This is a genomic window from Pseudomonas germanica (genome assembly GCF_019614655.1).
Taxonomy (GTDB): Bacteria; Pseudomonadota; Gammaproteobacteria; order Pseudomonadales; family Pseudomonadaceae; genus Aquipseudomonas; species Aquipseudomonas neuropathica.
Window position 1 is genome coordinate 759,357 of sequence record NZ_CP071586.1, and the last position, 24,846, is coordinate 784,202.

The 24,846-nt window shown below is 59.3% G+C and carries 13 protein-coding genes; 6 read left to right on the forward strand and 7 right to left on the reverse strand.

All coding sequences use genetic code 11. The features are described from left to right. Positions 1-31: 31 nt before the first annotated feature. Entirely contained in the window at positions 32-3,985 is a 3,954-nt protein-coding gene (gene putA / locus J0G10_RS03340; protein ID WP_220557435.1) for a trifunctional transcriptional regulator/proline dehydrogenase/L-glutamate gamma-semialdehyde dehydrogenase, read from the reverse strand. Positions 3,986-4,443: 458 nt separating this feature from the next. On the opposite strand from putA, the gene putP reads away from it, so the two are divergent. The 4 genes from putP (at position 4,444) to J0G10_RS03360 (ending at position 9,655) form a co-directional block, all read left to right on the forward strand. Continuing rightward, on the forward strand, positions 4,444-5,928 hold the full coding sequence (gene putP / locus J0G10_RS03345; RefSeq protein WP_220557436.1) for a sodium/proline symporter PutP: 1,485 nt from the start codon (positions 4,444-4,446) through the stop codon (positions 5,926-5,928). 351 nt (positions 5,929-6,279) lie between these two features. Further along, entirely contained in the window at positions 6,280-8,295 is a 2,016-nt protein-coding gene (locus J0G10_RS03350; protein WP_220557438.1) for a type VI secretion system Vgr family protein, read from the forward strand. Further along, on the forward strand, positions 8,285-8,998 hold the full coding sequence (locus tag J0G10_RS03355) for a DUF4123 domain-containing protein (RefSeq protein WP_220557439.1): 714 nt from the start codon (positions 8,285-8,287) through the stop codon (positions 8,996-8,998). The genes J0G10_RS03350 and J0G10_RS03355 overlap by 11 nt, the downstream gene beginning before the upstream one ends. Before the next feature lie 336 nt (positions 8,999-9,334). Next, a complete protein-coding gene (locus J0G10_RS03360) occupies positions 9,335-9,655 on the forward strand; it encodes a hypothetical protein (protein WP_095125325.1) in 321 nt (106 codons plus the stop codon). A gap of 25 nt (positions 9,656-9,680) precedes the next feature. On the opposite strand, the gene J0G10_RS03365 is transcribed toward J0G10_RS03360, so the two are convergent. After that, on the reverse strand, positions 9,681-10,097 hold the full coding sequence (locus tag J0G10_RS03365; protein ID WP_095125326.1) for a hypothetical protein: 417 nt from the start codon (positions 10,095-10,097) through the stop codon (positions 9,681-9,683). A 331-nt stretch (positions 10,098-10,428) separates the two neighbouring features. Here J0G10_RS03365 and J0G10_RS03370 point away from each other — a divergent pair, with 331 nt between their 5' ends. Beyond that, on the forward strand, positions 10,429-11,268 hold the full coding sequence (locus tag J0G10_RS03370; protein ID WP_220557441.1) for a 23S rRNA (adenine(2030)-N(6))-methyltransferase RlmJ: 840 nt from the start codon (positions 10,429-10,431) through the stop codon (positions 11,266-11,268). A 129-nt stretch (positions 11,269-11,397) separates the two neighbouring features. Here the strand turns inward: J0G10_RS03370 and msrA are convergent, their stop codons facing one another. From msrA to aceE, 5 genes are all read right to left on the reverse strand, one after another. Next, positions 11,398-12,063: a peptide-methionine (S)-S-oxide reductase MsrA gene (gene msrA / locus J0G10_RS03375; protein ID WP_095047250.1), complete on the reverse strand. Its 666-nt coding sequence runs from the start codon at positions 12,061-12,063 to the stop codon at positions 11,398-11,400. 96 nt (positions 12,064-12,159) lie between these two features. Beyond that, positions 12,160-14,856 carry a putative bifunctional diguanylate cyclase/phosphodiesterase gene (locus J0G10_RS03380; protein ID WP_220557443.1) on the reverse strand — a complete coding sequence of 899 codons (2,697 nt, stop codon included), beginning with the start codon at positions 14,854-14,856 and terminating at the stop codon, positions 12,160-12,162. 252 nt (positions 14,857-15,108) lie between these two features. Next, positions 15,109-16,506, reverse strand: coding sequence for an alkaline phosphatase D family protein (locus tag J0G10_RS03385; protein WP_220557444.1), 1,398 nt, complete (start codon positions 16,504-16,506; stop codon positions 15,109-15,111). Between the two features lie 276 nt (positions 16,507-16,782). After that, positions 16,783-18,747, reverse strand: coding sequence for a dihydrolipoyllysine-residue acetyltransferase (gene aceF / locus J0G10_RS03390; protein WP_095125329.1), 1,965 nt, complete (start codon positions 18,745-18,747; stop codon positions 16,783-16,785). A gap of 11 nt (positions 18,748-18,758) precedes the next feature. Then, a complete protein-coding gene (gene aceE, locus J0G10_RS03395; RefSeq protein ID WP_007915682.1) occupies positions 18,759-21,404 on the reverse strand; it encodes a pyruvate dehydrogenase (acetyl-transferring), homodimeric type in 2,646 nt (881 codons plus the stop codon). A 384-nt stretch (positions 21,405-21,788) separates the two neighbouring features. Between aceE and glnE the strand changes: the two genes are divergently transcribed. Next, entirely contained in the window at positions 21,789-24,728 is a 2,940-nt protein-coding gene (gene glnE, locus J0G10_RS03400) for a bifunctional [glutamate--ammonia ligase]-adenylyl-L-tyrosine phosphorylase/[glutamate--ammonia-ligase] adenylyltransferase (RefSeq protein WP_220557446.1), read from the forward strand. The last annotated feature ends 118 nt before the right edge of the window (positions 24,729-24,846 follow it).

Genomic DNA, 24,846 nt, shown 5'->3' on the forward strand with positions numbered 1-24,846 from the left:
GACCATTGCGGTCGCCTGGAGTTACAGCGGTTTAGCCGATGGTCATCAAGCTCGCATTACCACCCGCCGCAGCCGTGTTAACGCTCAACGCCCGCTCAATCACCAGACGTTCCAGGGCAATGTTGGTCTCGCCCTGGGACAAGCCCTGAACCCCAACGATCGCACCGGCACGCTTGGCAATCTGCTGGCAAACGCCGCGCAACTGGTCGGAATGGCCGTGATGCAGAACCGCATCAAACACCACGTCGTCTTTATTCCAGTCGGCAACCAGCTTGATCCGCGCCTGAATCTCCTTCGGCAGGCGTGCGAACAAGGCCTTGCTGATGTCGGACTCCGGCCATACCGCCGAACCGCCTACCGCCAGCACCGCCGCCAGTTGCGTCAGCAAATCACCTTCAACCTCGGCCAGGCACAACACGTGCTCACGCGGCAGGATGGCATAGCTGTTTTTCTCACCGGTCGGGCCGGCCAGCACGCGGGTGATGCCGCTCTGCGATTGCGCAGCGTACTGCACGCACAGGGTGCTCAGGTCGGCAAACTTGTTGCTGTCAGCCCAGGCTTTCAGCGCGGTCAGCGGTTTGCTCATGGCGTCGCGCAGACGAACGTCCGGTGCCACGGCAGCATCACCGCGAGCGAAGGATTGTTCGATGGCATCAGTAGGGCGCGTCGACAGCAAGCGGTACAAGTACAGCGGGCCACCGGCTTTCGGACCGGTACCCGACAAGCCTTCGCCGCCGAATGGCTGCACGCCGACCACAGCGCCAACGATGTTGCGGTTGACGTAGACGTTACCGGCGTTGACGTTGTCGATCACCTTGGCGATGGTCTCGTCGATGCGCGTGTGTACGCCCAAAGTCAGGCCATAACCGGAAGCGTTGATCTGGCCGATCAGTTGATCGATCTCTTTGCGCTTGTAGCGCACCACGTGCAGCACCGGGCCGAAGATCTCGCGTTGCAGCTCGTCGAAGCTTTCCAGTTCGATCAGGGTCGGCATGACGAAGGTGCCGCGTTTGACTTCTTCGGTGTCGGCAATCGCCACTTGGTAGACGTTGCGACCTTTGTCGCGCATGCCCTGGATGTGCTTGTCGATGCCCGCCTTGGCTTCGGCGTCGATCACCGGGCCGATGTCCACGGACAGGCGCTCCGGGTTGCCGAGACGGCTTTCCGCCATGGCACCTTTGAGCATCTCGATGACGCGATCGGCGGAATCTTCCTGCAGGCACAGTACGCGCAGCGCCGAGCAACGCTGACCGGCGCTGTCGAAGGCCGACGAAACTACGTCGATCACGACTTGTTCGGTCAGAGCCGAGGAGTCGACGATCATGGCGTTCTGGCCACCGGTTTCGGCGATCAGTGGAATCGGACGACCCTGGTTGTCGAGACGACCGGCAATGTTGCGTTGCAGCAGGCGCGCAACTTCGGTGGAGCCGGTGAACATCACGCCTTTGACGCGCTCATCGCCGACCAGACCGGCGCCGACGGTTTCACCGCGACCCGGCAGCAGTTGCAGCACGCCTTGCGGAATCCCGGCTTCGAGCATCAAGCGCACGGCCTGAGCGGCAACCAGCGGAGTCTGCTCGGCCGGTTTGGCCAATACCGGGTTACCGGCAGCCAATGCTGCAGCCACTTGGCCGCTGAAGATCGCCAGCGGGAAGTTCCACGGGCTGATGCACACTACCGGACCCAATGGACGGTGGGCGTCGTTGCTGAAATCGTTGCGCGCTTGTACTGCGTAGTAACGCAGGAAGTCGACCGCTTCGCGGACTTCGGCGATGGCGTTGGCGTAGGTCTTGCCGGCTTCACGAGCCAACAGGCCCATCAGTGGCTGAATCTCGCCTTCCATCAAGTCAGCGGCACGTTCCAGAATCGCCGCACGTTCGGCCGGCGGGGTGGCCTGCCAGATCGGTGCAGCGTTCAGTGCGCACTGGATAGCGTTGTCGACGTCTTCGACGGTAGCTTCCTGAACATGCCCGACCACATCGCGGTGATCCGACGGATTCAGCACTGGTGCAGGGGTTTCGTTGCTCGACGCGCAACCGAGCATCGGCGCAGCTTTCCAGTCGGTATGGGCCGTGGCGAGCAGGGCGCAGGACAGCGAAGCCAGACGATGTTCGTTGGCCATGTCGATGCCGCTGGAGTTGGCTCGCTCGGCGCCGTACAGGTCACGCGGCAACGGAATACGCGGGTGCGGCAGGCCGAATCCACCTTCCACGGTCGCCATCTGCTCGATCTGCGCCACCGGATCGGCCACCAGTTCCTGAATCGAAATCGACTGGTCGGCGATGCGGTTGACGAACGAGGTGTTCGCACCGTTTTCCAGCAAGCGACGTACGAGGTACGCCAGCAGCGTTTCGTGAGTTCCGACCGGAGCGTACACGCGGCACGGACGGTTCAGCTTGCCTTCGGAAACTTTGCCTACAACCTGCTCGTAGAGCGGTTCGCCCATGCCGTGCAGGCATTGGAATTCGTATTGACTCGGGTAATAGTTCTGACCGGCAATGTGATAAATGGCCGACAGGGTGTGGGCGTTGTGCGTGGCGAACTGCGGGTAGATGACTTCCGGCACCGACAGCAGTTTGCGTGCGCAAGCGATGTAGGAAACGTCGGTGTACACCTTGCGGGTGTAGACCGGATAGCCTTCCAGGCCTTCGACCTGGGCGCGCTTGATTTCGCTGTCCCAGTAGGCGCCCTTCACCAGACGGATCATCAGGCGATGACGGCTGCGACGGGCCAGATCGATCACGTAGTCGATCACGTACGGGCAACGCTTCTGGTAAGCCTGGATCACGAAACCGATGCCGTTCCAGCCAGTCAGTTGCGGCTCGAAGCACAGGCGCTCAAGCAGATCCAGCGACAGTTCGAGACGGTCGGCTTCTTCGGCATCGATGTTCAGGCCGATGTCGTATTGCTTGGCCAGCAGGGTCAGCGACAGCAGACGCGGGTACAGCTCGTCCATCACACGCTCGTACTGCGCACGGCTGTAACGCGGGTGCAGTGCCGACAACTTGATGGAGATGCCCGGGCCTTCATAAATCCCACGGCCGTGGGAGGCTTTGCCGATCGAGTGAATGGCTTGTTCGTACGACGCCAGGTACTTCTGCGCGTCGTGTTCGGTGAGGGCCGCTTCACCGAGCATGTCGTAGGAATAACGGAAGCCCTTGGCTTCGAACTTGCTCGCGTTGGCCAACGCTTCGGCGATGGTTTCGCCGGTGACGAACTGCTCGCCCATCAGGCGCATGGCCATGTCGACGCCCTTGCGGATCATCGGCTCGCCGCTCTTGCCGATGATGCGGCTCAAGGACGACGTCAGGCCAGCTTCGTTGTGGGTGGACACAAGCTTGCCGGTCAGCAGCAGGCCCCAAGTGGCCGCGTTGACGAACAGCGACGGGCTGTTGCCCAAATGCGGGTGCCAGTTACCGGTGCTGATCTTGTCGCGGATCAGTGCGTCGCGAGTGCCCTTGTCCGGGATACGCAGCAGCGCTTCGGCCAGGCACATCAGCGCCACGCCTTCCTGGGACGACAGGGAAAATTCCTGCAGCAGACCCTGAACAATGCCTGCACGACCGCCGGCACTTTTCTGGTTACGCAGTTTTTCCGCGATGGAAGCGGCAAGTTTGTTGGTGGCTTCTGCCATCGGCGCTGGCAGGCGAGCCTGCTCGATCAGCATCGGCACGACTTCCGGCTCAGGGCGACGGTAAGCGGCAGTGATCGAAGCGCGCAGAACGGACTGCGGCAGGATGCTTTCAGCGAATTCGAGGAAGCATTGGTGGGCGTGATCGGTGTGCACTTCGCCCGCCTCATCGGCGTCCTTGGCGGTCAAACCGTTCAGCTCGGTCAGGGTTGCACCACCCTCGAGTTTTTCCAGGTAATTGAAAATTGCCTGCTTGATCAGCCAGTGCGGCGTGCGATCAATCGAGGTTGCGGCGGCCTTCAGGCGTTCGCGGGTCGGGTCATCGAGTTTGACCCCAAGGGTGGTGGTAGCCATATTTTTATCCTCATGGTTGCCACAGTTGCGTGGCATCAGCTGGCGGCAAGATTAGCCGTGCGCCGAAAGAGGTGCAACCGGGTGCAACCCTTTTTTTGTCGGAATAATAGGCAACTCGTCAGGAATTATTTTCTGGTACGAAAGTGCTGCTCCTGCTTGGTGCTTTTGCTTCTAGTAAAGGGTTATGACTGCCACAAAAGGGAGCAAAAACGGGGTGATTGTCGATAAATCCGACTGGGTGCAACTAATTCTCACGAAACTGGTTGCACCTTATTTGATTTGTTGCATAGCATTCGCGCCCTAGGTGCAACCGGGAATAACCCGGTGTACCGGCTGATGGCTTTCCTGGGGAAACATCAGTCCTAAATGCGCGGGATCCCGGATCGTCTGCCAAACGTCGTCGTTTGCGTGCGGTTTACCACCGCCGCTACATAAAAACAAAGCCAGGGCGTAACTCAATGAGCGTAAGCAATCCAACCCTGATCACGTTCGTGATCTACATCGCAGCAATGGTGCTGATCGGCTTGATGGCCTATCGCTCCACCAACAACCTTTCTGACTATATTCTCGGCGGTCGCAGCCTCGGCAGCGTCGTCACCGCGCTGTCCGCCGGTGCGTCCGACATGAGCGGCTGGTTGTTGATGGGCCTGCCGGGCGCCATCTATATGTCCGGTCTGTCTGAAAGCTGGATCGCCATCGGTCTGGTCATCGGTGCCTACCTCAACTGGCTGTTCGTTGCCGGCCGTCTGCGCGTGCAGACCGAGCACAACGCCGACGCCCTGACCCTGCCGGACTACTTCGCCAGCCGTTTTGAAGACAAAAGCGGCCTGCTGCGGATCATCTCGGCGATCGTGATTCTGGTGTTCTTCACCATCTACTGCGCTTCCGGCATTGTGGCCGGTGCCCGTCTGTTCGAAAGCACCTTCGGCATGTCCTACGAGACCGCGCTGTGGGCCGGTGCTGCGGCGACAATTGCCTACACCTTTATCGGCGGTTTCCTGGCGGTGAGCTGGACCGACACCGTACAAGCCACCCTGATGATTTTCGCGCTGATCCTTACGCCAATCATCGTGCTGCTGGCCACCGGTGGCGTCGACACCACGTTCCTGGCCATCGAAGCGCAAGATCCAAGCAACTTCGACATGCTCAAAGGCACCACTTTCATCGGCATCATCTCGCTGATGGGCTGGGGTCTGGGCTACTTCGGTCAGCCGCACATCCTCGCGCGTTTCATGGCGGCGGATTCGGTGAAATCGATCGCTAAGGCGCGTCGCATTTCCATGACCTGGATGATCCTGTGCCTGGGCGGCACCGTGGCGGTGGGCTTCTTCGGTATCGCGTACTTCTCGGCGCACCCGGAAGTTGCCGGTCCCGTGACCGAGAACCACGAACGTGTGTTCATCGAACTGGCCAAACTGCTGTTCAACCCATGGATCGCCGGTGTGCTGTTGTCGGCCATTCTGGCTGCGGTGATGAGCACCCTGAGCTGCCAGTTGCTGGTGTGCTCGAGCGCCCTGACCGAAGACTTCTACAAAACCTTCCTGCGTAAATCTGCTTCTCAGGTTGAACTGGTCTGGGTCGGCCGCGCCATGGTGCTGTTGGTTGCACTGATCGCGATCGCCTTGGCGGCCAACCCGGAAAACCGCGTACTGGGTCTGGTGTCCTACGCTTGGGCCGGTTTCGGTGCTGCGTTCGGTCCGGTTGTGCTGATCTCGGTTATCTGGAAAGAAATGACCCGCGACGGCGCACTGGCCGGTATTCTGGTCGGCGCGATCACCGTGGTGGTCTGGAAGCATTTCGAACTGCTGGGTCTGTACGAAATCATCCCGGGCTTCATCTTCGCCAGCCTGGCCATCTACATCGTCAGCAAGATGGGCGAGCCGAGCAGAGGCATGGTGCAGCGCTTCGAAGCGGCGGAAAAAGATTTCCACCTGAACAAGTGATTGTTCTGAGCTGAGGCTCACCCGAAAACGGCCCGTTTCCTACAGGAGACGGGCCGTTTTTTTGTGCCCATGATTTCTCTGATTCACCGCGTGTCCCTTTAGGAGTGAGCCTGCTCGCGATAGCGGTTCATCAGTAACGAAAATGTTGACTGACACACTGCTATCGCGAGCAGGCTCACTCCTACAAGGGATGGAGGTGAACTTGAGAGATTTGTCTGTAGTTGAAGGCGTCGCTTTTTGCAGGGTTTTTCGTCAATGAAAGTAGGGGAAATCTGATTTTCCCGTCACCCATTCATCACCCCTTGCCCCTCATGCAGAATCGCCCGCCCTCACACTGCAGAGAGACATCGGATGTTCGCGCCTGCCAATCAACCGCGTTTCACGTTGACCCTCGAAGGCGCCCAACATGACCTCAAGGTCCTTGAGTTCACGGGCAAGGAAGCCATCAGCCAACCCTTTCGCTTCGAGCTGGAACTGGTCAGTGAACGGCCGGACCTGGACCTCGAAAGCCTGCTGCACTGTCAGGCGTTTCTGAGCCTGGATGCTCAGGGTTCCGGTATTCACGGTCAGATTTATCAGGTCGGGCAGGGCGATTCCGGGAAACGTCTGACGCGTTATCACATCAGCCTCGTCCCGCGTCTGACCTACCTCGGCCAGCGGATCAATCAGCGGATCTTCCAGCATCTGACGGTGCCGCAAATTGTCGCGCGAGTGCTCAAGGATCATTCGATCCTGCGTGATGCTTTTGAATTTCGCCTCGGCAGCGATTACCCGGTGCGTGAGTATTGCGTGCAGTACGCCGAGAGTGACCTGGCCTTTATCCAGCGCCTGTGTGCCGAAGTCGGCATTCATTACCATTTTCAACACAGTCCCCAAGGTCACCTGTTGGTTTTTGGCGATGACCAGACTGTGTTCCCGCGTCTCGCCGAGCCAACGGTTTATCTGCCGGGCAGTGGCATGTCCGCTGGCGCGCGGGCGATTCAGCGCTTTAACGTTCGCGTCGAAACCCGTACCAGCGTGGTCACCCGGCGCGACTACAACTTCGAAAAGCCGCGGCTGCAGTTGCAAAGCCGTGTCGACGGCGAGCAGCGCCCGGTGCTGGAGGACTATCACTTCCCCGGCCAATTCAATGATCGGGAAACCGGCAAGCACCTGACCCAGCGGGCACTTGAGCGACATGTCGCCGATTACCGTCAGGCTGAGGGCGTCAGCGACGAATCCGCACTGGTTTGCGGGCATTTCCTGCAACTGACCGAGCATCCGCGCCACGACTGGAATGACCTCTGGTTGCTGACCGCCATCGAGCATCATGGCCGCCAGCCGCAGGTGCTGGAGGAATCGGTGACCAGCGATGGCGAGGGATTTCAGGGTTACCGTAATAGCTTTCTAGCCACACCGTGGGACGTGTTCTTCCGCCCGGCGCTGGGGCCGGAAAAACCGCGCATGCTCGGCTATCAACCGGCGGTTGTGACCGGGCCGAAAGACACGGAAATCCACTGCGACGAGTACGGCCGGGTCAAGGTGCAACTGGCCTGGGATCGCGACGGCGAATTGAACGAGCATTCCAGTTGCTGGCTACGCGTTGCTACTAACTGGGCGCACGACCGTTACGGCAGCGTGCTGATTCCGCGAGTCGGCATGGAAGTGCTGGTCGGTTTCATCGATGCCGACGCCGACAAACCTTTGGTCGTGGGCTGCCTGCCCAACGCCGCGACGCCGATCCCGCTGGATCTTCCGGCGGACAAGACTCGTAGCATTTTTCGTAGTCAGAGCAGCCCCGGCGGTGGCGGCTACAACGAACTGCGCATCGAGGATAAGAAAGGCGCTGAGGAAATCTATCTGCGCGCCCAGCGTAACTGGACGCAGCATGTGTTGAACGATCAACAGGTGCAGGTTGATAACCAGCGCAGCATCGTCGTCACCGGCACCGCGCGGCATGAATTGAAGGCTGATGAGCAGCGCATCACCCACGGCCAGCGCCAGACCGAAGTGAAGCAGGACGATCATCTGAGCGTGACCGGCGACCGTCATGTTCGCGTGAGTAATCAGGCGATCAGCGCCAGTGGGCAATTCCACGTCAGCGCCGGTCAGCAAGTGGTGATCGACGGTGGCGCGAGTGCGACGATTCAGGCCGGTGGGCAGTGGATCAACATCGGCCCCGGCGGCATTTTCAGCAGCGTGCCGATTGTAGTGGGTGGTGCGCCGATGGCGGCGATGAGTGCCGCGCCGGTTGTACCGGGATTGCCGGAGAAACTCGCCGCCGCGCCGGCTGCCATGCTGACTGCTGCACAAATCATGAGCTTCAAGGGGGACGCGCCATTCTGCGAAGAGTGTGAACGTTGCAAGGATGGTCTCTGTGCAGCCTGATTTTCTTTTGCCTGCAGAATGGTTGGCGCGTGAACCGTTGAAAACTTCCGAGCAGTTGTTTGCGGTTTTCAGTAATGCCAGTGAGGCAAAACCGCCTGCCGCTTGGCGAGAAACGGCGAGTCCGATCTGGGCCGAGACGATCTATGCCGAGTGGGATGCGGTGATGCCTTACGTGGGAATTGTCGCCGCCGACAGTGAGTTTCTGCATTGGATCGCAACCAACGGGTCACAGGATTGGGGTTGGCTGGCGGTTTCTTCGGCGAGCCTTGAAGAGGTGGTGGCGCACTTTCGCAGCCTGACCCAAGTGCTGATGCCTGGCGGCAAAACGGTGTTTTTTCGTTTTTGGGACGGGCGGTTTCTGTTGCCGATTCTTCAGGCCGATGAGGTGGATGCGGCGCAACTGTTTCCGCTGATCGGGCGTTGTTTGATCAATGGTCAGGCGCTGGAAATTGGTGGCAGGGCGCAGGTTTCGGGGCGGGTATTTCCGTGGTGGCAGGTGCCGGCTTCGGTGCTGGCGCAGCAAGGCCATGACATTCGAACGGCCAATGCGTTGCAGTGGTTGAGCGAAGAATACCCGACCCTTTTCGAGGTTTTTCCCGAGGTGGTTTTGCGTTGCAAGGTGAGGCGGTTTTTTCAGGTTTCAATGTCGGAAGATTCGTCGCAATCGGCGTTGCTGGCGTTTTTGCTGGCAGAGTCAGAGTGAGTTTTCGGGGCGAAGGACTCGGACGATTCCTTCGAGTTGCGGCGGTTTTCATGAACTGGTGGGCGGTGGGTTGCAGGGATAGTCTTTTCGTTGTCACTGCGAGAGCGGTGACAGGGCGTAGGACCCCTGTGAAATTCACCGCGCACCAGCGCTGTCGTTTGATTGCGGCACTTAATACGTGTCCGTAGCATCGTTTGCGGCAGCTGTGCGCGGGAACGCTTCGGCGTGACTGAGTTTGGTGGGTTTCTCAGTTTCCTACTCTCGCGTACGGCTGCCACCTATACCCGTAGGAAGGTCACTTGGCAGCCTCTCTAAACCTATTGAGGTACAACTGATATGACTATGCTTAAACCCGATCCACCCTACGAAAAAATCATCCCCCATCCCGACAACCGCTTCATGGCCCTGACCGGCAATTGCAGCGACATGCCGACCCTGTTCATCGACACCCACGTGCCTCTCGACATCCTCATGGACGCCGCCAACCATCGCCTGCGCGCCGTGATCCAGGTGCTGGAAAACATGTGCATGCGCGGCTCGGTCGAATGCGACTCCGTCATCCTCAGCGACTTCGCCCAGCTCTGCGTGATCCCTTTGCGTGACGGCTGTGATGTGCTTGATGTCATCGGCAGGCGGTTGCGCGAGATGCCTTCCTGATGCTTAAAAGCAACATCAAAAGATGTCAATCATCAACGATGTAAGCATCCTGAGTCCGGATAAAACGGTCGAACGCTTCTGAGTTGTACACCTGTACGCAACCATGGAATATCATTTTTTTGTCCGAGTATTCTCTGTTGGCAGAGATCTGGTCAGACGCCGCAAACATATAGTTTCTGGTTTCTTTATAGGGATCGTGTAAAACCTTGTGCGTGTCTTCATTTTCCATGACGGTGTGCATGCCTTTGCCAAAATGCGAGTAGGCGCCGGCGGACATTTCGATGTCATGCTCCAGCTCAGACTTTTGATTGAATGGCTTGAGAATGCACTCGCTCAATCCATAGTTCTTCAGCGTTTGTCTGGCTTGATCGATGTGGTTTTCGTCGGCAAGTGCTAGATATGGGCTTAGCACGACGAGTAGGAAAATGAACGGGTATCGCATGAGTTTTTGACTTCCTGTCTCTGATTTTTCGCAAGTGTAACTGCGTAAAAGCAAAAACCCTCACCCTAACCCTCTCCCAGAGGGAGAGGGGACTGATCGAGTTGTCTGGGTGAGGTACGCCGACCTGCGACTTCAGCGGCGCACTTTGCTTCGCCAGGCTTGAGTTCGCGCTGATCTTTCAGGTCGACATAAGCCGCAAGATCACCACCGTCAGTCCTATCTCCCTCCGGGAGAGGGCTAGGGTGATGGACAGGCTTTTGTCCACTCGGCTGCGAACCCCTGACTTGCCGCCCGGTAAAAGGTAAACTTTGCGCCCTTCGCAGGAGCAGCCATGAATTATCGTCACGCCTTCCATGCCGGCAATCACGCCGATGTGTTCAAACACCTGACCTTGACCCGCCTCATCGCCCTGATGTCGCGCAAGGAGCAGCCGTTTGCCTATCTCGACACGCATGCCGGCATCGGTCTGTATGACTTGCAGGGCGATCAGGCCAACCGTACCGGTGAGTACCTGGAAGGCATCGCGCGCTTATGGAATCAGCAGGACCTGCCGGCGTTGACCGCCGACTATATGAAGGTGCTGCACGAGATGAACCCGGATGGCCAACTGCGCTACTACCCGGGTTCGCCGGAGCTGGCGCGGCGCCTGACTCGCCCGCAGGACCGGGTGATGCTCAACGAGAAGCACCCCGAAGACGGCGTGTTGCTCAAGGACAACATGGCCGGTGATCGCCGTGTAAAAGTTCATCTCGGCGAGGGCTGGCACGTTGCACGAGCGATGCTGCCGGTGCAGGAAAAGCGTGCGGTGATGTTGATTGATCCGCCGTTCGAGCAGCTCGACGAGATGCAGCGTTGTGCGGCGTCGTTGAAAGAGGCGATTGGCCGTATGCGCCAAACCGTAGCGGCGATCTGGTATCCGGTGAAGGATCAGCGTGCGTTGCGGCGCTTCTATCAGGATCTGGCCGGCACCGGTGCGCCGAAGTTGTTGCGCGTGGAATTGCTGGTGCATCCGCTGGATACGCCGAACAGCCTGAACGGTTCGGGCATGGCGATTGCCAATCCGCCGTGGGGGCTGGAGGAGGAATTGCGTGAGCTGCTGCCGTGGTTGTCGAAGAAGCTGGGGCAGACTCAGGGTGGGTGGCAGATGGATTGGTTGATTGCCGAGAGCTGATCAACGGCAAGATCAAAAGATCGCAGCCTGCGGCAGCTCCTACACGGTTCGGTGTCGTCCACCAATGTGCGGACGATCACTGATCTCCTGTAGGAGCTGCCGAAGGCTGCGATCTTTTGCTTTTAAGGGTCAGTTACCCGCCAGGCTCGCTGGCATGCACACGCCGGTGCCGCCGATCCCGCAATACCCTTCAGGATTTTTCGCCAGATACTGCTGGTGATACGCCTCGGCGAAGTACACGGTCGGCGCCTGTTCGATCTCGGTGCTGATTTCCCCCAGACCCGCCTTCGACAGTTCCGCCTGATACACAGCTTTGCTTTTCAGCGCCGCGTCCAGATGCTCAGGCGAGGTTGCGTAGATCACCGAGCGGTACTGCGTACCGATGTCGTTGCCCTGACGCATGCCCTGCGTCGGGTTGTGCAGTTCCCAGAACATCGCCAGCAGCTCTTCGTAGCTGACTTTGGCCTTGTCATACACAACCAGCACGACTTCGGCGTGGCCGGTCAGGCCCGAGCAGACTTCTTCGTAAGTCGGGTTCGGCGTGAAACCGCCGGCATAACCCACCACGGTGCTGACCACGCCTTCGCGCTGCCAGAAGCGGCGTTCGGCGCCCCAGAAGCAGCCCAGACCGAAGATCGCAAAGTCGACGTCCTGGAAAAACGGGCCAAGCAGCGGGGTTTCTTCAAACACGAAGTGCTTTTCAGGCAGGGTCATCGCGGTTTCGCGGCCGGGCAGAGCTTGTTCTTTAGTCGGGAGCACGTTCTTGTTCACCAGAATTTCCGAGCGCAGAACCATGATCGTTCCTCTCAGTCAGGTTGGATGTGAAAAGTCAGACCGCCAGTGTGCCGAATGATGCCCGACTTCGCACTATCCAATGTAGGAGCGGCGAGGTCAGAGGCAGAGCGGGCCGCGCGGGTAGCGTTTCAGCGCTTGGATGAGTTCTGCGCCCGGAATCGGCCGGTCGAACAGGTAACCCTGTCCGACATCGCAACGGTGGCGGCGCAGGAACGCCAGTTGTTCGGCGGTTTCGATGCCTTCGGCCACAACCTTGAGTTTCAGGTTGTGCGCCATGGCGATCACCGCCGAGGTGATTTCCATGTCGTCCTGGTTGTCGGGAATTTCGTGGATGAAGCTGCGATCAATCTTGATGATGTCGATCGGGAATTTCTTCAAATAACTCAGCGATGAATACCCGGTGCCGAAGTCGTCCATGGCTAGCGTCAACCCAAGGCGCTTGAGCTGGTCGAGCTGCAAGTGCGTGTCTTCGGTGGCTTCCAGCAGCAGGCCTTCGGTCAGCTCCAGCTCGAGCAGATTGGCCGGCAGCGCTTCTTCCTTGAGGATGTTGGCGATGGAGGCCACCAGATCCGGGTCGGAGAACTGTTTCGGCGACAAATTGATCGCCACTTGCAGATTGCCCATCCCTGCTGCGGTCAGCGCTTTGCTCATGCGGCAGGCCTGACGGGCGATCCACTTGCCGATCGGAATGATCAGGCCGGTTTCTTCGGCGACGCTGATGAACTGGTCCGGGCGAATCATGCCGCGTTCCGGGTGGTTCCAGCGCAGCAGCGCTTCCATGCCCAGCAGACGACCGCTGCGCAGGCACAGCTTGGGCTGGTAGAACACGTCCAGCTCGTTCTGGGTCAGGGCGCGGCGCAGGTTGTTTTCGACGAACAGTTTGTAGCTGGCCTCGGCGTTCAGTGCTTCGGTGAAGACTTGCACCTGATGTTTACCGTTGGCCTTGGCTTTGTGCAGCGCCAGGCCGGCGTTACGCATCAGCGTTTGCGGATCGCGACCGTGTAGCGGTGCACAGGCCAGGCCGACCGAACCGGTGACGCTGATCAACTGGTTGTCGACGAACATCGGCTTGTCGAGGGTCGCCAGCAATTGGTTGGCGATCTGCTGACCGGTCGCCAGGTCGGTGTCGTCGAGCAGCACGGCAAATTCGTTACTGGCGAACCGCGCGAGGCTGCCACTTGGGCTCAGGCTGTTGCGCAGACGCCGGGCCAGACTGATCAGCAGCTTGTCGCCGGTCTGGTGGCCGAGGCTGTCGTTGATCCGCTTGAAGTTGTCGATGTCGACCAGCAACAGGCTGATCGGCGTATCGCTATCGCGGGCGAAGCGTTCGTCGAGATTGCGGATAAACGCCGGCCGGTTGCCGAGATTGGTCAGGTTGTCGGTGTACGCCAGGCGCTCGATGCGCTGCTGTGCGAGTTTGGTCTGGGTGATGTCTTCGTAGATGCCGATGTAATGCGTCAGCTCACGGTTGTCACCGTAGACTTTGGAGATCGACAGCTGACCCCAGTACGGTTCGAGGTTCTTGCGGCGGCTTTTGAATTCGCCCTGCCAACTGTTGCTCTTGGCCAGCGCCGAGGGCGCGTCGAACAACAGTTCACTGAGGTTTTCCAGCGCCGGCAGCTCGGACAGACGCTGGCCGTGGACTTCTTCGGTGGTGTATTGGGTGATCGCGGTGAAACTCGGGTTGACGTACTCGACCACGCCGTCGCAATTGACCAGCAAAAACGCGTTGGCGCTTTGCTCGACTGCACGCTGGAACAGGTGCAGGGCGCTGGTGGCAGTGCGGCGGTTGTGGTTGTTGATGACTTGCGCGAACTGGTCAGCCAGCTCACCGGCAAAGGCGATTTCATCGGACTGCCAGGCGCGGGTGACGCCGGTCTGTTCCAGGCACAGCACGCCGACCACTTGCCCGTCGACGCGAATACTGGCGTCGAGCATGGCGTTGACGTCGCGCGGGCGCAGGGCTTCGGCCATCTCCCGGGTACGCGGGTCGCGCATCGCGTTGTGCGCATCGATGGCGCGACTGCCATGCAGGGCGTCCATGTAATCCGGGAAGCTACTGATGTCGATCACGTCCGGAAGGATGTATTCCTGGGTCGCACGGTGGTACGCGGAGATCGGCACCAGATGCTGGCCTTCGAGGTTCCACAAGCTGGCGCAGTCGATTTCATAGATATCGCAGGCGCAGCGGGTGATCAGCTCGGCGGCTTCCTGCAACGAGTTGTGCGTGCTGTAGCGCTGGCGCGCGAGCAGCAGAATCAGGTCCTGCTGGGCGCGCACGCGTTCCAGGTGCTGCAGTTGTTCCTGCTGCGCGCGTTGATTGAGTTCAAGGGCGATTTGCAGGCGTGAATTCTGGGTTTCGAGGTCGACGCAGGGCACCTGCGGCAATTCGTCGAACACATCATCGACCGCCAATAGATAGCCGCGCAGCAGATGACGATTGTGCTGTTTATACGCTTCGCCCAATTCGAGGATGTTCAGCTTGCCTGCGGCGGTGTGCAGGGTATAGCGCACCAGATAATGCGGGCTGTCGCGCAGTTGCTGCTGGATCGCGTCGTGCAGTTGATAGCGCGCTTCGGGTTCCATCAGGCTGGCGTAGGGTGAGCCGACCAGCGCGCAAAGCTCGACGGCTGGCTGACCGAACTGGCGTTCACAGTTGGGATCGAGAAACAGCATCGCCCAACTGGCTTCATTCAAGCGCTCGAAACGCAGCATGCCGAGCCGCGAGGGCACAGGCAACTGCGTCACTACCTCGGCCGCCATACGGCTGGCGGCATCGGGTTGGCTCTTCATGAAGGGAACTCGCTTGGAAATATGCTGAACGCGCCGGGCTCTCGCCCTCTTTACTGTTGCCTGCGGCAAGGTTGCATCATTGCGGCACTGACTGACAAGAGACATGAAGGCCAAGTGCTATAAGAATATGTCGGCTGCGTCGGGCATTTCTCCAGCACGTCGTTGAAAAGAGTAAAAGATCGCAGCCTTGGGCAGTGTCTACAGGGGAATGCGCCCTCTGTAGCAGATGTCGAAGGCTGCGATCTTTAAGGCTTAGCGCAGCTTTATGGCGATCGACTGCAGCCGTTTTCCATCCCGATCATGGTAATTGACCATAATCTGATCAGCCTCGACCACCAAGTGGGCGAAATTGTCTTCACTCACCACCGTGCTGGTCAGTTCATGCCGATAATCGCCCGCCGCCGTGTGCACCAGCGGCTGATCCAGGATGAACGTGGACGCTTTGGCATATGGCAGCAGTTTGCTGTTGCACAGCGGCGAGGACACCACCGTGTGGATTTCGAAGTCCGGGTCTTCGCTGTGTGTCAAACGAGCCGCCAGCGAGCCATGCACGTCCCCGGAAATGAACACGACATTCTTGATTCGCCGGGTGCGGATGGTTTCCAGCAGGCGCAGGCGTTGCTCGGGAAAGGCTTTCCAGGCGTCATCGCCGTGGCGTTTGCGATCGGGATAGAACATCACGCTGGTGACCACGAACTTGACCCGCGCTGTGCTGTGGCTCAGCCATTTGAGCAGGGCCTGTTCCTGTGCCTCGTCGAGGATGCGTCGGTCATCGGCTGACAAGTTGCGGCGGGTGCGACTATCGGTGACAAACCATTCGATATCGCCGTCGCTGAATTGATACCAGTAGTGCTCAAGTGTCGAGTGATCTATTTCACCGTTAGTTGTCAGCGGATGTACCGGGCTATGACTGGCCTGATACAACTCATAGGCAGCCATTGCGTTACGGTACAAGTCGCCGTCGGACTTGCTGGCATTGGCAGGCCAGTTATCTTCGATTTCGTGATCATCGAGAATCATGTAAGTCGACGTGCCAGACATCAACCGTTGAATGTTTGGTTGGGAAAACGCGGCGCGGTACTTGTTGAGGATGTCTTTGTATTCGCGATCCGGTGCGACCAGGTTCAAGTCGTCCACATAAATTTGATCGCCGGTCATCAATACCGCGCTGATCGGGGGTTGTATGCCCTCGATGAGCTGATTGATGGATGCAAAGATCCGGTCACCCAGTTGCGGCAGGGAGGCAATGCCAGCAGTCATGCGCAAGTAGCGGCAGGAGCCGACGATGTAGGCTCTGGGTTGCAGGGCTTTGCTGGAGCGGGTGCGCAGGCGATAGATTTCCCGTGGCCATTGCAACGGCAACTCGGCAACGCTGTCTGGCGTATGTACCGGATTCATCGGGCTGAACCAGCCGGTCTGATATTCATATTCGGTGTCGGCACTCAAGTTGTTGAGGGCGAACACATGTGACATTTCGCGTAATTCACTCAGTGGCGCAAAGTTACCTTTGGACCAATGTTGTGTGCTTGAAGCGCGATAACGAATCCCGGCAAATACCGGCGAGTTGTTCTGACGATCGCCACGCATGAAGATGCGCGCATGAACAGTTGTAACGTGGCCGGTAATTGGGCCGATAGTTGGTTTTAACATGTCGAATCCATTCGAATTAACTTGGGTTAACAGGATTTCACTAAGTTTTCTTAGTTGAATTGGTTGCGCCTAGGTTAGTTGCGTATCGAATAAAAAAGATCGGTGCCAAGTCGACCGGAGTTGTGGCCGATGTCAGCGCGACGTGTGGGAAAAAGACGAGGGAGGTGTTTCTTCAGGCAAAAAAAAGCCCCGCCAAACTGACGGGGTTGAGGTACGAGCGTGTGGCGCTCGAAAGGGTGCAGCAATCGGCCCTCCGTTGCCGGAGGGCCGATCGAGTTACAGCAGGATCGTGCGGATGTCCGCCAGCAGGCTGCCCAGACGCTGGGTGAAGCGTGCGGCAGCGGCGCCGTTGATCACACGGTGATCGTAGGACAACGACAGCGGCAGCATCAGTTTCGGCTGGAAGGCTTTGCCGTCCCAGACTGGCTGGATGGTTGCCTTGGAAACACCGAGGATCGCCACTTCCGGCGCGTTGACGATCGGCGTGAAGCCGGTGCCGCCAATGTGGCCAAGACTGGAAATGGTGAAGCAGGCGCCCTGCATGTCGTCAGCGGTGAGCTTCTTGTCGCGGGCTTTGGCGGCCAGCGCAGCGGCTTCGGCTGCCAGTTGCAACAGGCTCTTCTGGTCGACGTTCTTGATCACCGGTACCAGCAGGCCATCCGGGGTGTCGACGGCGAAGCCGATGTTCACGTATTTCTTGCGGATGATCGCTTTGCCGCTTGGCGCCAGCGAACTGTTGAAGTCCGGCAGCTCCTTGAGCATGTGCGCGCACGACTTGAGCAGCAGCGGCAGGATGGTCAGCTTGACGCCAGCCTTCTCTGCAACGGCTTTCTGCGCCACGCGGAACGCTTCCAGCTCGGTGATATCAGCCGAATCGAACTGAGTCACGTGCGGGATGTTCAGCCAGCTGCGGTGCAGGCTCGACGCGCCGATCTGCATCAGGCGAGTCATCGGCACTTCTTCGATTTCGCCGAAACGGCTGAAGTCGACGACCGGAATCGGCGGGATGCCCGCGCCACCGGTTGCGCCCGCTGCAGCGGCCGGTGCTTCCTTGGCCTTCTGCATCATCGCTTTGACGTAAACCTGCACGTCTTCTTTCAAGATACGACCGTGCGGGCCGCTGGCGCCGACAGCGTTCAGCTCAACGCCGAACTCACGGGCCAGTTGACGCACGGCAGGGCCGGCGTGAACTTTGGCACCCGGCTTGGCCGGTGCGGCGGCTGGAGCTGCAGCAGGTGCAGCGGCAGCCGGAGCAGCAGCGGCAGGTGCCGGAGCGCTCGGAGCAGCAGCGGCGGCAGCTGGAGCCGGGGCAGCAGCAGGCGCTGCGCCTTTGACTTTCAGCTTCAGAATCAGGTCGCCGGTACCGACTTCGTCATCTAGCTTGATGGAAACGCTTTCCACCACGCCAGCGGCAGGCGATGGGATTTCCATGCTCGCTTTGTCGGATTCCAGGGTGATCAGCGACTGGTCGGCTTCAACGCTGTCGCCAGCCTTGACCAACACTTCGATGATCTTGGCTTTGCCAGCCGAGCCGATGTCCGGAACGTGGATGTCCTGAACGCTGTCAGCCACCGGTGCTGCTGGCGCGGCTGCCGGAGCAGGCGCAGCGGCAGCGGCCGGTGCAGCAGCCTGGGCCGGAGCGGCAGCCGCAGGGGCCGCAGCACCCGCCACTTCCAGATCCAGAATCAGGTCGCCAGTGCCGACTTCGTCGTTGAGCTTGACGCTGATGGCTTTAACCACGCCAGCGGCAGGCGACGGGATTTCCATGCTCGCCTTGTCGGATTCCAGAGTGATCAAAGATTGATCAGCTTCGACGGTGTCGCCGACCTTGACCTGGATCTCGATGATCTGTGCCTTGCCCGAAGAGCCGATGTCCGGCACGTGCACTTGCTGAACCGAAGCGGCAGCAGGGGCAGCGGCTGGTGCAGCGGCAGCAGGCGCGGCAGCCGGTTTGGCCTCCGCTTTTGCAGCCGGCGCAGCGGCAGGAGCAGGGGCCGCTTCAGCGGCGCCCTCGACTTCCAGCTCAAGCAGTTCGTCGCCTTCTTTCAGACGGTCGCCCAGCTTCACTTTCAGGCTCTTGATGACGCCGGCTTTCGGGGCCGGCACTTCCATGCTGGCCTTGTCCGATTCCAGGGTCAGGATGCTCTGGTCGGCTTCGATACGGTCGCCGACCTTCACAAACAGTTCAATTACTTCACCTTCACCGCTGCCGATGTCAGGTACGCGAATGAGTTCGCTCACAAAATGTCTCCTCAGCAGTCCAGTGGGTTGCGTTTTTCCGGGTCGATGCCGAACTTGACGATGGCCTCAGCCACGACTTTAGGTTCGATATCACCACGGTCAGCCAGTGCTTCCAGGGCTGCCAACACCACGAAATGACGGTCGACTTCGAAGAAATGACGCAGTTTCTTGCGGCTGTCGCTGCGGCCGAAACCGTCGGTGCCCAGGACTTTGAATTCCTTGGACGGTACCCACTGACGGATCTGCTCGGCGAACAGCTTCATGTAGTCGGTAGACGCGATGACCGGACCTTTACGGCCGTTCAGGCACTCTTCGACGTAGCTCAGCTTAGGCTTCTGGCCAGGCTTCAGACGGTTGCTGCGCTCGACAGCGAGGCCGTCGCGACGCAGTTCGTTGAAGCTGGTAACGCTCCAGACGTCGGCGCCAACGTTGAACTCTTCACGCAGGATCTTCGCCGCTTCACGGACTTCACGCAGGATGGTGCCGGAACCCATCAGCTGTACGTGGTGCGCCGCATCGCGGGTGTCTTCTTCGAGCAGGTACATGCCTTTCTTGATGCCTTCTTCGGCACCGGCCGGCATGGCTGGCTGCTGGTACGACTCGTTCATCACGGTGATGTAGTAGAAGATGTCCTGTTGCTCTTCGGTCATCTTCTTCATGCCGTCCTGAATGATCACCGCCAGCTCGTAGCCGTAGGTTGGATCGTAGGTGCGGCAGTTCGGGATGGTCGCGGCCAGCAGGTGGCTGTGGCCGTCTTCGTGTTGCAGACCTTCACCGTTCAGGGTGGTACGGCCGGCGGTGCCGCCGATCAGGAAACCACGGGTACGGCTGTCGCCGGCAGCCCAGGCCAGGTCGCCAATACGCTGGAAGCCGAACATCGAGTAGAAGATGTAGAACGGCAGCATCGGCTGGTTGTGGCTGGAGTACGAAGTACCGGCAGCGATGAACGAACTCATGGCGCCTGCTTCGTTGATGCCTTCTTCAAGGATCTGACCTTTCTGGTCTTCCTTGTAGAACATCACCTGGTCTTTATCGACTGGCTCGTAGAGCTGGCCGACGGACGAGTAGATGCCGAGCTGACGGAACATGCCTTCCATACCGAAGGTACGGGCTTCGTCCGGGATGATCGGGACGATGCGCGGGCCGATTTCCTTGTCCTTGACCAGTTGCGCGAGGATTCGCACGAAAGCCATGGTGGTGGAAATTTCACGGTCGCCAGAGCCGTCAAGGATGGCCTTGAGGGTGTCCAGGTCCGGAGTCGGCACGCTGAAGCTTTGCGCGCGGCGCTGAGGGACGAAACCGCCCAGTGCAGTGCGACGCTCGCTGAGGTAGCGGGCTTCGGCGCTGTTTGGCTCTGGTTTGAAGAACGGCAGGTTCTCCAACTCTTCGTCCTTGACCGGGATGTCGAAACGATCGCGGAACAACTTCAGGCTGTCGACGTCGACTTTCTTGGTGTTGTGCGCAGTGTTTTTCGCTTCGCCGGCACCGGTGCCATAACCCTTGATGGTCTTGGCGAGGATGACGGTTGGTTGTTCTTTGTGGTTGACCGCTTCGTGGTACGCCGCATAGACCTTGTACGGGTCATGGCCGCCACGGTTGAGTTTCCAGATCTCGTCGTCGGACAGATCAGCAACCATCGCCTTGAGTTCTGGCGTGTTGAAGAAGTGTTCACGGACGAACGCGCCGTCTTTGGCTTTGTAGTTCTGGTACTCGCCGTCGATGACTTCGTCCATACGACGTTGCAGGATGCCGTCGACGTCTTTGGCCAGCAGTGGATCCCAGAAACGGCCCCAGATGACTTTGGTCACGTTCCACTGAGCACCACGGAACACGCCTTCGAGTTCCTGGATGATCTTGCCGTTGCCGCGAACCGGGCCGTCGAGGCGCTGCAGGTTGCAGTTGATGACGAAGATCAGGTTGTCCAGCTTCTCGCGGCCGGCCAGGGAGATCGCGCCCAGGGATTCCGGCTCGTCGCACTCGCCGTCGCCCAGGAAGCACCAGACTTTCTGTTTGCCCGGCTGGATGAAACCGCGGTGTTCCAGGTACTTCATGAAGCGTGCCTGGTAGATCGCTTGAATTGGACCCAGACCCATCGATACGGTCGGGAACTGCCAGAAGTCAGGCATCAGCCAAGGGTGCGGGTAGGACGACAGGCCCTGACCGTCGACTTCCTGGCGGAAGTTGTTCATCTGGTCTTCGGTGATGCGGCCTTCCATGAACGCACGGGCGTAAACGCCTGGCGAAGTGTGGCCCTGGAAGTAGATCAGGTCGCCACCGTGTTCGTCGGTCGGGGCCTGGAAGAAGTAGTTGAAGCCGATGTCATACAGGGTCGCACTGGAAGCGAAGCTGGAGATGTGACCACCCAGGTCAGAATCTTTCAGGTTCGTACGCATTACCATGGCCATCGCGTTCCAGCGTACCAGCGAGCGAATGCGGCGTTCCATGAACAGGTCGCCAGGCATGCGTGCTTCGTGGGTTACCGGGATGGTGTTGCGGTAAGGCGTGGTGATGGCGTAAGGGAGCTGCGAGCCGCTGCGGGTCGCGAGTTCGCCCATACGGGTCATCAGATAGTGAGCACGGTCTTCGCCTTCTTTGTCGAGAACCGATTCCAGGGCGTCCAGCCATTCCTGGGTTTCGACGGGATCGAGGTCTTGCATGGCTTGCTCCAGGGCGGAAAGGCTTCCAGAATCGGTTGCCTGAGTTTGCGACTGGCCTTGTGGGCAGACGATTTAAAATTCTTGGATTGCCGATAGGTTGTTCCGGCGGCGTGTAGTTTTACTACAAATCTTCCGGCATTTCAGCCTTTCGAATGTATAGACGAGTAGTAAAACTACAGAAGAATGGCTTGTGGCCTCCGGCTGCGTTGTGAGAATAATCGTTAAGGTTGGTCTTTTACCATCCGAAAAAGGTGAAACTTTGATGTTCGCTGCCAACGAGAAAGAAATTTCAGCTATTTCTAACTTTTGTTCGACAGTCTTCCGGGTAGCGGCTTTTCACCAATCACTACAAGCGGCCATTTACACGCCGATCAAGGATAGACCATGACCCTGCCCGTGCTTGCCGAACTGCCCGCCATTCTCCTGCCGTTGGTCACTCGATCGGAGCAGTCGTTCCGTACGGCCGTCGCCGCGCTGGAAGAGGATCACGGCCTGGCGAACTGGACGCCAGAGCGCTGGACGCAATTCGCCCGCGTCACCGCCGCCAGCGAATTCGTCATTGAACAGAGCGTTCGTGACCCTTTGATGTTGCTCACACTGGTGCAGTCCGGCGAACTCGACCGGGCCTTCGCGCCGGGTGAATTGTGTGCGCAGATTGCCGCTGCGGTGAACGCTGCCCAGAATGAAGATGAACTCGGTCGCGCCCTGCGCCGCCAACGCGCCCGTCATCAAGTGCGGATCATCTGGCGCGATCTCACCCGCCAGGCCGATCTGGTACAGAGCTGCCGGGATCTTTCGGACATGGCCGACGCCACCATCGACCAGGCTTATCAATGGTTGTACAGCCGCCATTGCGAACAGTTCGGCACGCCGACCGGCCGCCGCAGCGGTGAGCCGCAGCAAATGGTCATCCTCGGCATGGGCAAGCTCGGCGCCGTTGAGTTGAACCTGTCTTCGGACATCGATCTGATCTTCGCTTACCCCGAGGGCGGCGAAACGGTGGGCGTGAAGCGCTCGCTGGATAATCAGGAATTCTTCATTCGTCTCGGCCAGCGCTTGATCAAGGCGCTGGATCCGATGACCGTCGACGGATTTGTGTTCCGTGTCGACATGCGCCTGCGCCCTTACGGTTCGTCCGGCGCGCTGGTGCTGAGCTTCAATGCGCTGGAGCAGTATTACCAGGATCAGGGCCGGGACTGGGAACGCTACGCGATGATCAAGGCGCGGGTGGTGGCAGGCGATCAGGTGGCGGGTGCGCAGTTGCTCGACATGCTGCGGCCGTTCGTTTACCGCCGTTACCTGGACTTCTCGGCGATCGAAGCGCTGCGCACCATGAAGCAACTGATCCAGCAGGAAGTGCGGCGCAAGGGCATGGCCGACAACATCAAACTCGGCTCCGGCGGTATCCGCGAGGTCGAATTTATTGCTCAGGCCTTTCAGTTGATCCACGGTGGTCGCGACTTGAGCTTGCAGCAGCGTCCTCTATTAAAGGTGTTGAGCACGCTGGAGGGGCAGGGTTATCTACCGCCGGCGGTGATCAGCGAGTTGCGCGAGGGTTACGAATTTCTGCGTTACACCGAACACGCGATTCAGGCGATTGCCGACCGCCAGACCCAGATGCTGCCGGATGGCGCGCAGGATCAAGCGCGCATTGCCTTCATGCTCGGCTTTGCCGATTGGGATTCTTTCCATGAAAAACTGATGTTCTGGCGCGGTCGCGTCGCTTGGCACTTCGCCCAGGTGATTGCCGATCCCGATGAAGATGAGGGCGCCGAAAGCGAAGTGGTGGTCGGCGGTGAATGGCTGCCGCTGTGGGAAGAGGCGCAGGACGAGGAGGCCGCGTGCCGGCAGTTGGAAGAGGGCGGTTTTGCTGACGCGAGCAAAGCCCTGAAAGCGTTGGCCGGATTGCGCAGCAGCCCGCAATTGCGCGCGATGCAGCGGTTGGGGCGTGAGCGTCTGGATGCCTTTATTCCGCGTCTGCTCGCACAGGCTGTGGAACACGCCAATCCGGATCTGGTGCTTGAGCGGGTGTTGCCGCTGGTCGAAGCGGTCGCTCGGCGCTCGGCTTATCTGGTCTTGCTGACGGAAAACCCCGGTGCACTGCGACGCTTGCTGACGCTGTGCGCGGCGAGCCCGTGGATCGCAGAGCAGATCACGCGCTTCCCGTTGCTGCTCGATGAACTGTTAAACGAAGGCCGACTGTTCAAGCCGCCCTTGGCGCCGGAACTGGCGGCTGAACTGCGCGAGCGCCTGACGCGGATTCCCGAAGACGACCTCGAACAACAAATGGAAGCCTTGCGCCATTTCAAATTGGCGCACCGCTTGCGCGTGGCGGCGTCGGAAATCGCCGGCAGCCTGCCGCTGATGAAAGTCAGCGATTACCTGACTTGGCTGGCCGAGGCGATTCTCGAGCAAGTGCTGGCCCTGGCCTGGCGCCAGACGGTGGCCAAGTACGGCACACCGCTGCGCACCGACGGCACCTTGTGCGATCCCGGCTTCATCATTGTTGGTTATGGCAAAGTCGGCGGCCTGGAACTGGGGCATGGTTCGGATCTGGACCTGGTGTTTATCCACGACGGCGATCCGCAGGCGGAAACCGACGGGCCGAAGTCGATTGATGGCGCGCAGTTCTTCACGCGCTTGGGGCAGCGAATCATTCACTTGCTGACGGCGCAGACCAACTCCGGTCAGCTCTATGAAGTGGACATGCGTCTGCGGCCATCCGGTGCTTCGGGGCTGTTGGTCAGTTCGCTGGGGGCATTTGCGCGCTATCAAGAAAATGAAGCCTGGACGTGGGAGCATCAGGCGTTGGTGCGGGCGCGGGTGCTGGTCGGCAGTCAGGATGTCGGTCAGGCGTTCGAGAAAGTCCGCGCGCAGGTCTTGGGCAAGGCGCGCGATCTGGCCAAGTTGCAACAAGAAGTCAGTGAGATGCGCGCGAAGATGCGCGATAACCTCGGCACCAAGAGCACCGCAGCCGGCACGGCGGCAAATGCCTTCGACGCCACAGCGCCCTTCGACCTCAAGCAGGACGCCGGAGGTATCGTCGATATTGAATTTATGGTGCAATACGCGGCTCTGGCGTGGTCGCAAAGCCACCCGCCATTGCTGCGCTGGACCGATAACATCCGCATTCTGGAAGAGCTGGAACACGAAGGGCTGATGCCTGCCGAAGATGCCAGTTTGCTGCGCGAGGCCTATAAAGCCTACCGCTCCGCCGCTCACCGGCAGGCGTTGCAGAAGGACGCCGGGGTGATACCGGGTGACCAGTTTGCCGACGAACGCCGGCAGGTTTTACGGATATGGAAAGAGATGGGGCTAAGCTGAAACAAGCCAATGAAGGCAATGAGATTCAAGAGGTGGGAGCGAGCCTGCTCGCGAAGGCGGTCGGTCGGCCAGCATGGATGTTGAATGTGCTGGCCCCTTCGCGAGCAGGCTCGCTCCC

Coding starts and splice junctions, on each gene's coding strand:
- putA (WP_220557435.1), bottom strand. CDS start 3,985: ATGGCTACCACCACCCTTGGGGTCAAACTCGATGACCCGACCCGCGAA.
- putP (WP_220557436.1), top strand. CDS start 4,444: ATGAGCGTAAGCAATCCAACCCTGATCACGTTCGTGATCTACATCGCA.
- J0G10_RS03350 (WP_220557438.1), top strand. CDS start 6,280: ATGTTCGCGCCTGCCAATCAACCGCGTTTCACGTTGACCCTCGAAGGC.
- J0G10_RS03360 (WP_095125325.1), top strand. CDS start 9,335: ATGACTATGCTTAAACCCGATCCACCCTACGAAAAAATCATCCCCCAT.
- J0G10_RS03365 (WP_095125326.1), bottom strand. CDS start 10,097: ATGCGATACCCGTTCATTTTCCTACTCGTCGTGCTAAGCCCATATCTA.
- J0G10_RS03370 (WP_220557441.1), top strand. CDS start 10,429: ATGAATTATCGTCACGCCTTCCATGCCGGCAATCACGCCGATGTGTTC.
- msrA (WP_095047250.1), bottom strand. CDS start 12,063: ATGGTTCTGCGCTCGGAAATTCTGGTGAACAAGAACGTGCTCCCGACT.
- J0G10_RS03380 (WP_220557443.1), bottom strand. CDS start 14,856: ATGAAGAGCCAACCCGATGCCGCCAGCCGTATGGCGGCCGAGGTAGTG.
- J0G10_RS03385 (WP_220557444.1), bottom strand. CDS start 16,506: ATGTTAAAACCAACTATCGGCCCAATTACCGGCCACGTTACAACTGTT.
- aceE (WP_007915682.1), bottom strand. CDS start 21,404: ATGCAAGACCTCGATCCCGTCGAAACCCAGGAATGGCTGGACGCCCTG.
- glnE (WP_220557446.1), top strand. CDS start 21,789: ATGACCCTGCCCGTGCTTGCCGAACTGCCCGCCATTCTCCTGCCGTTG.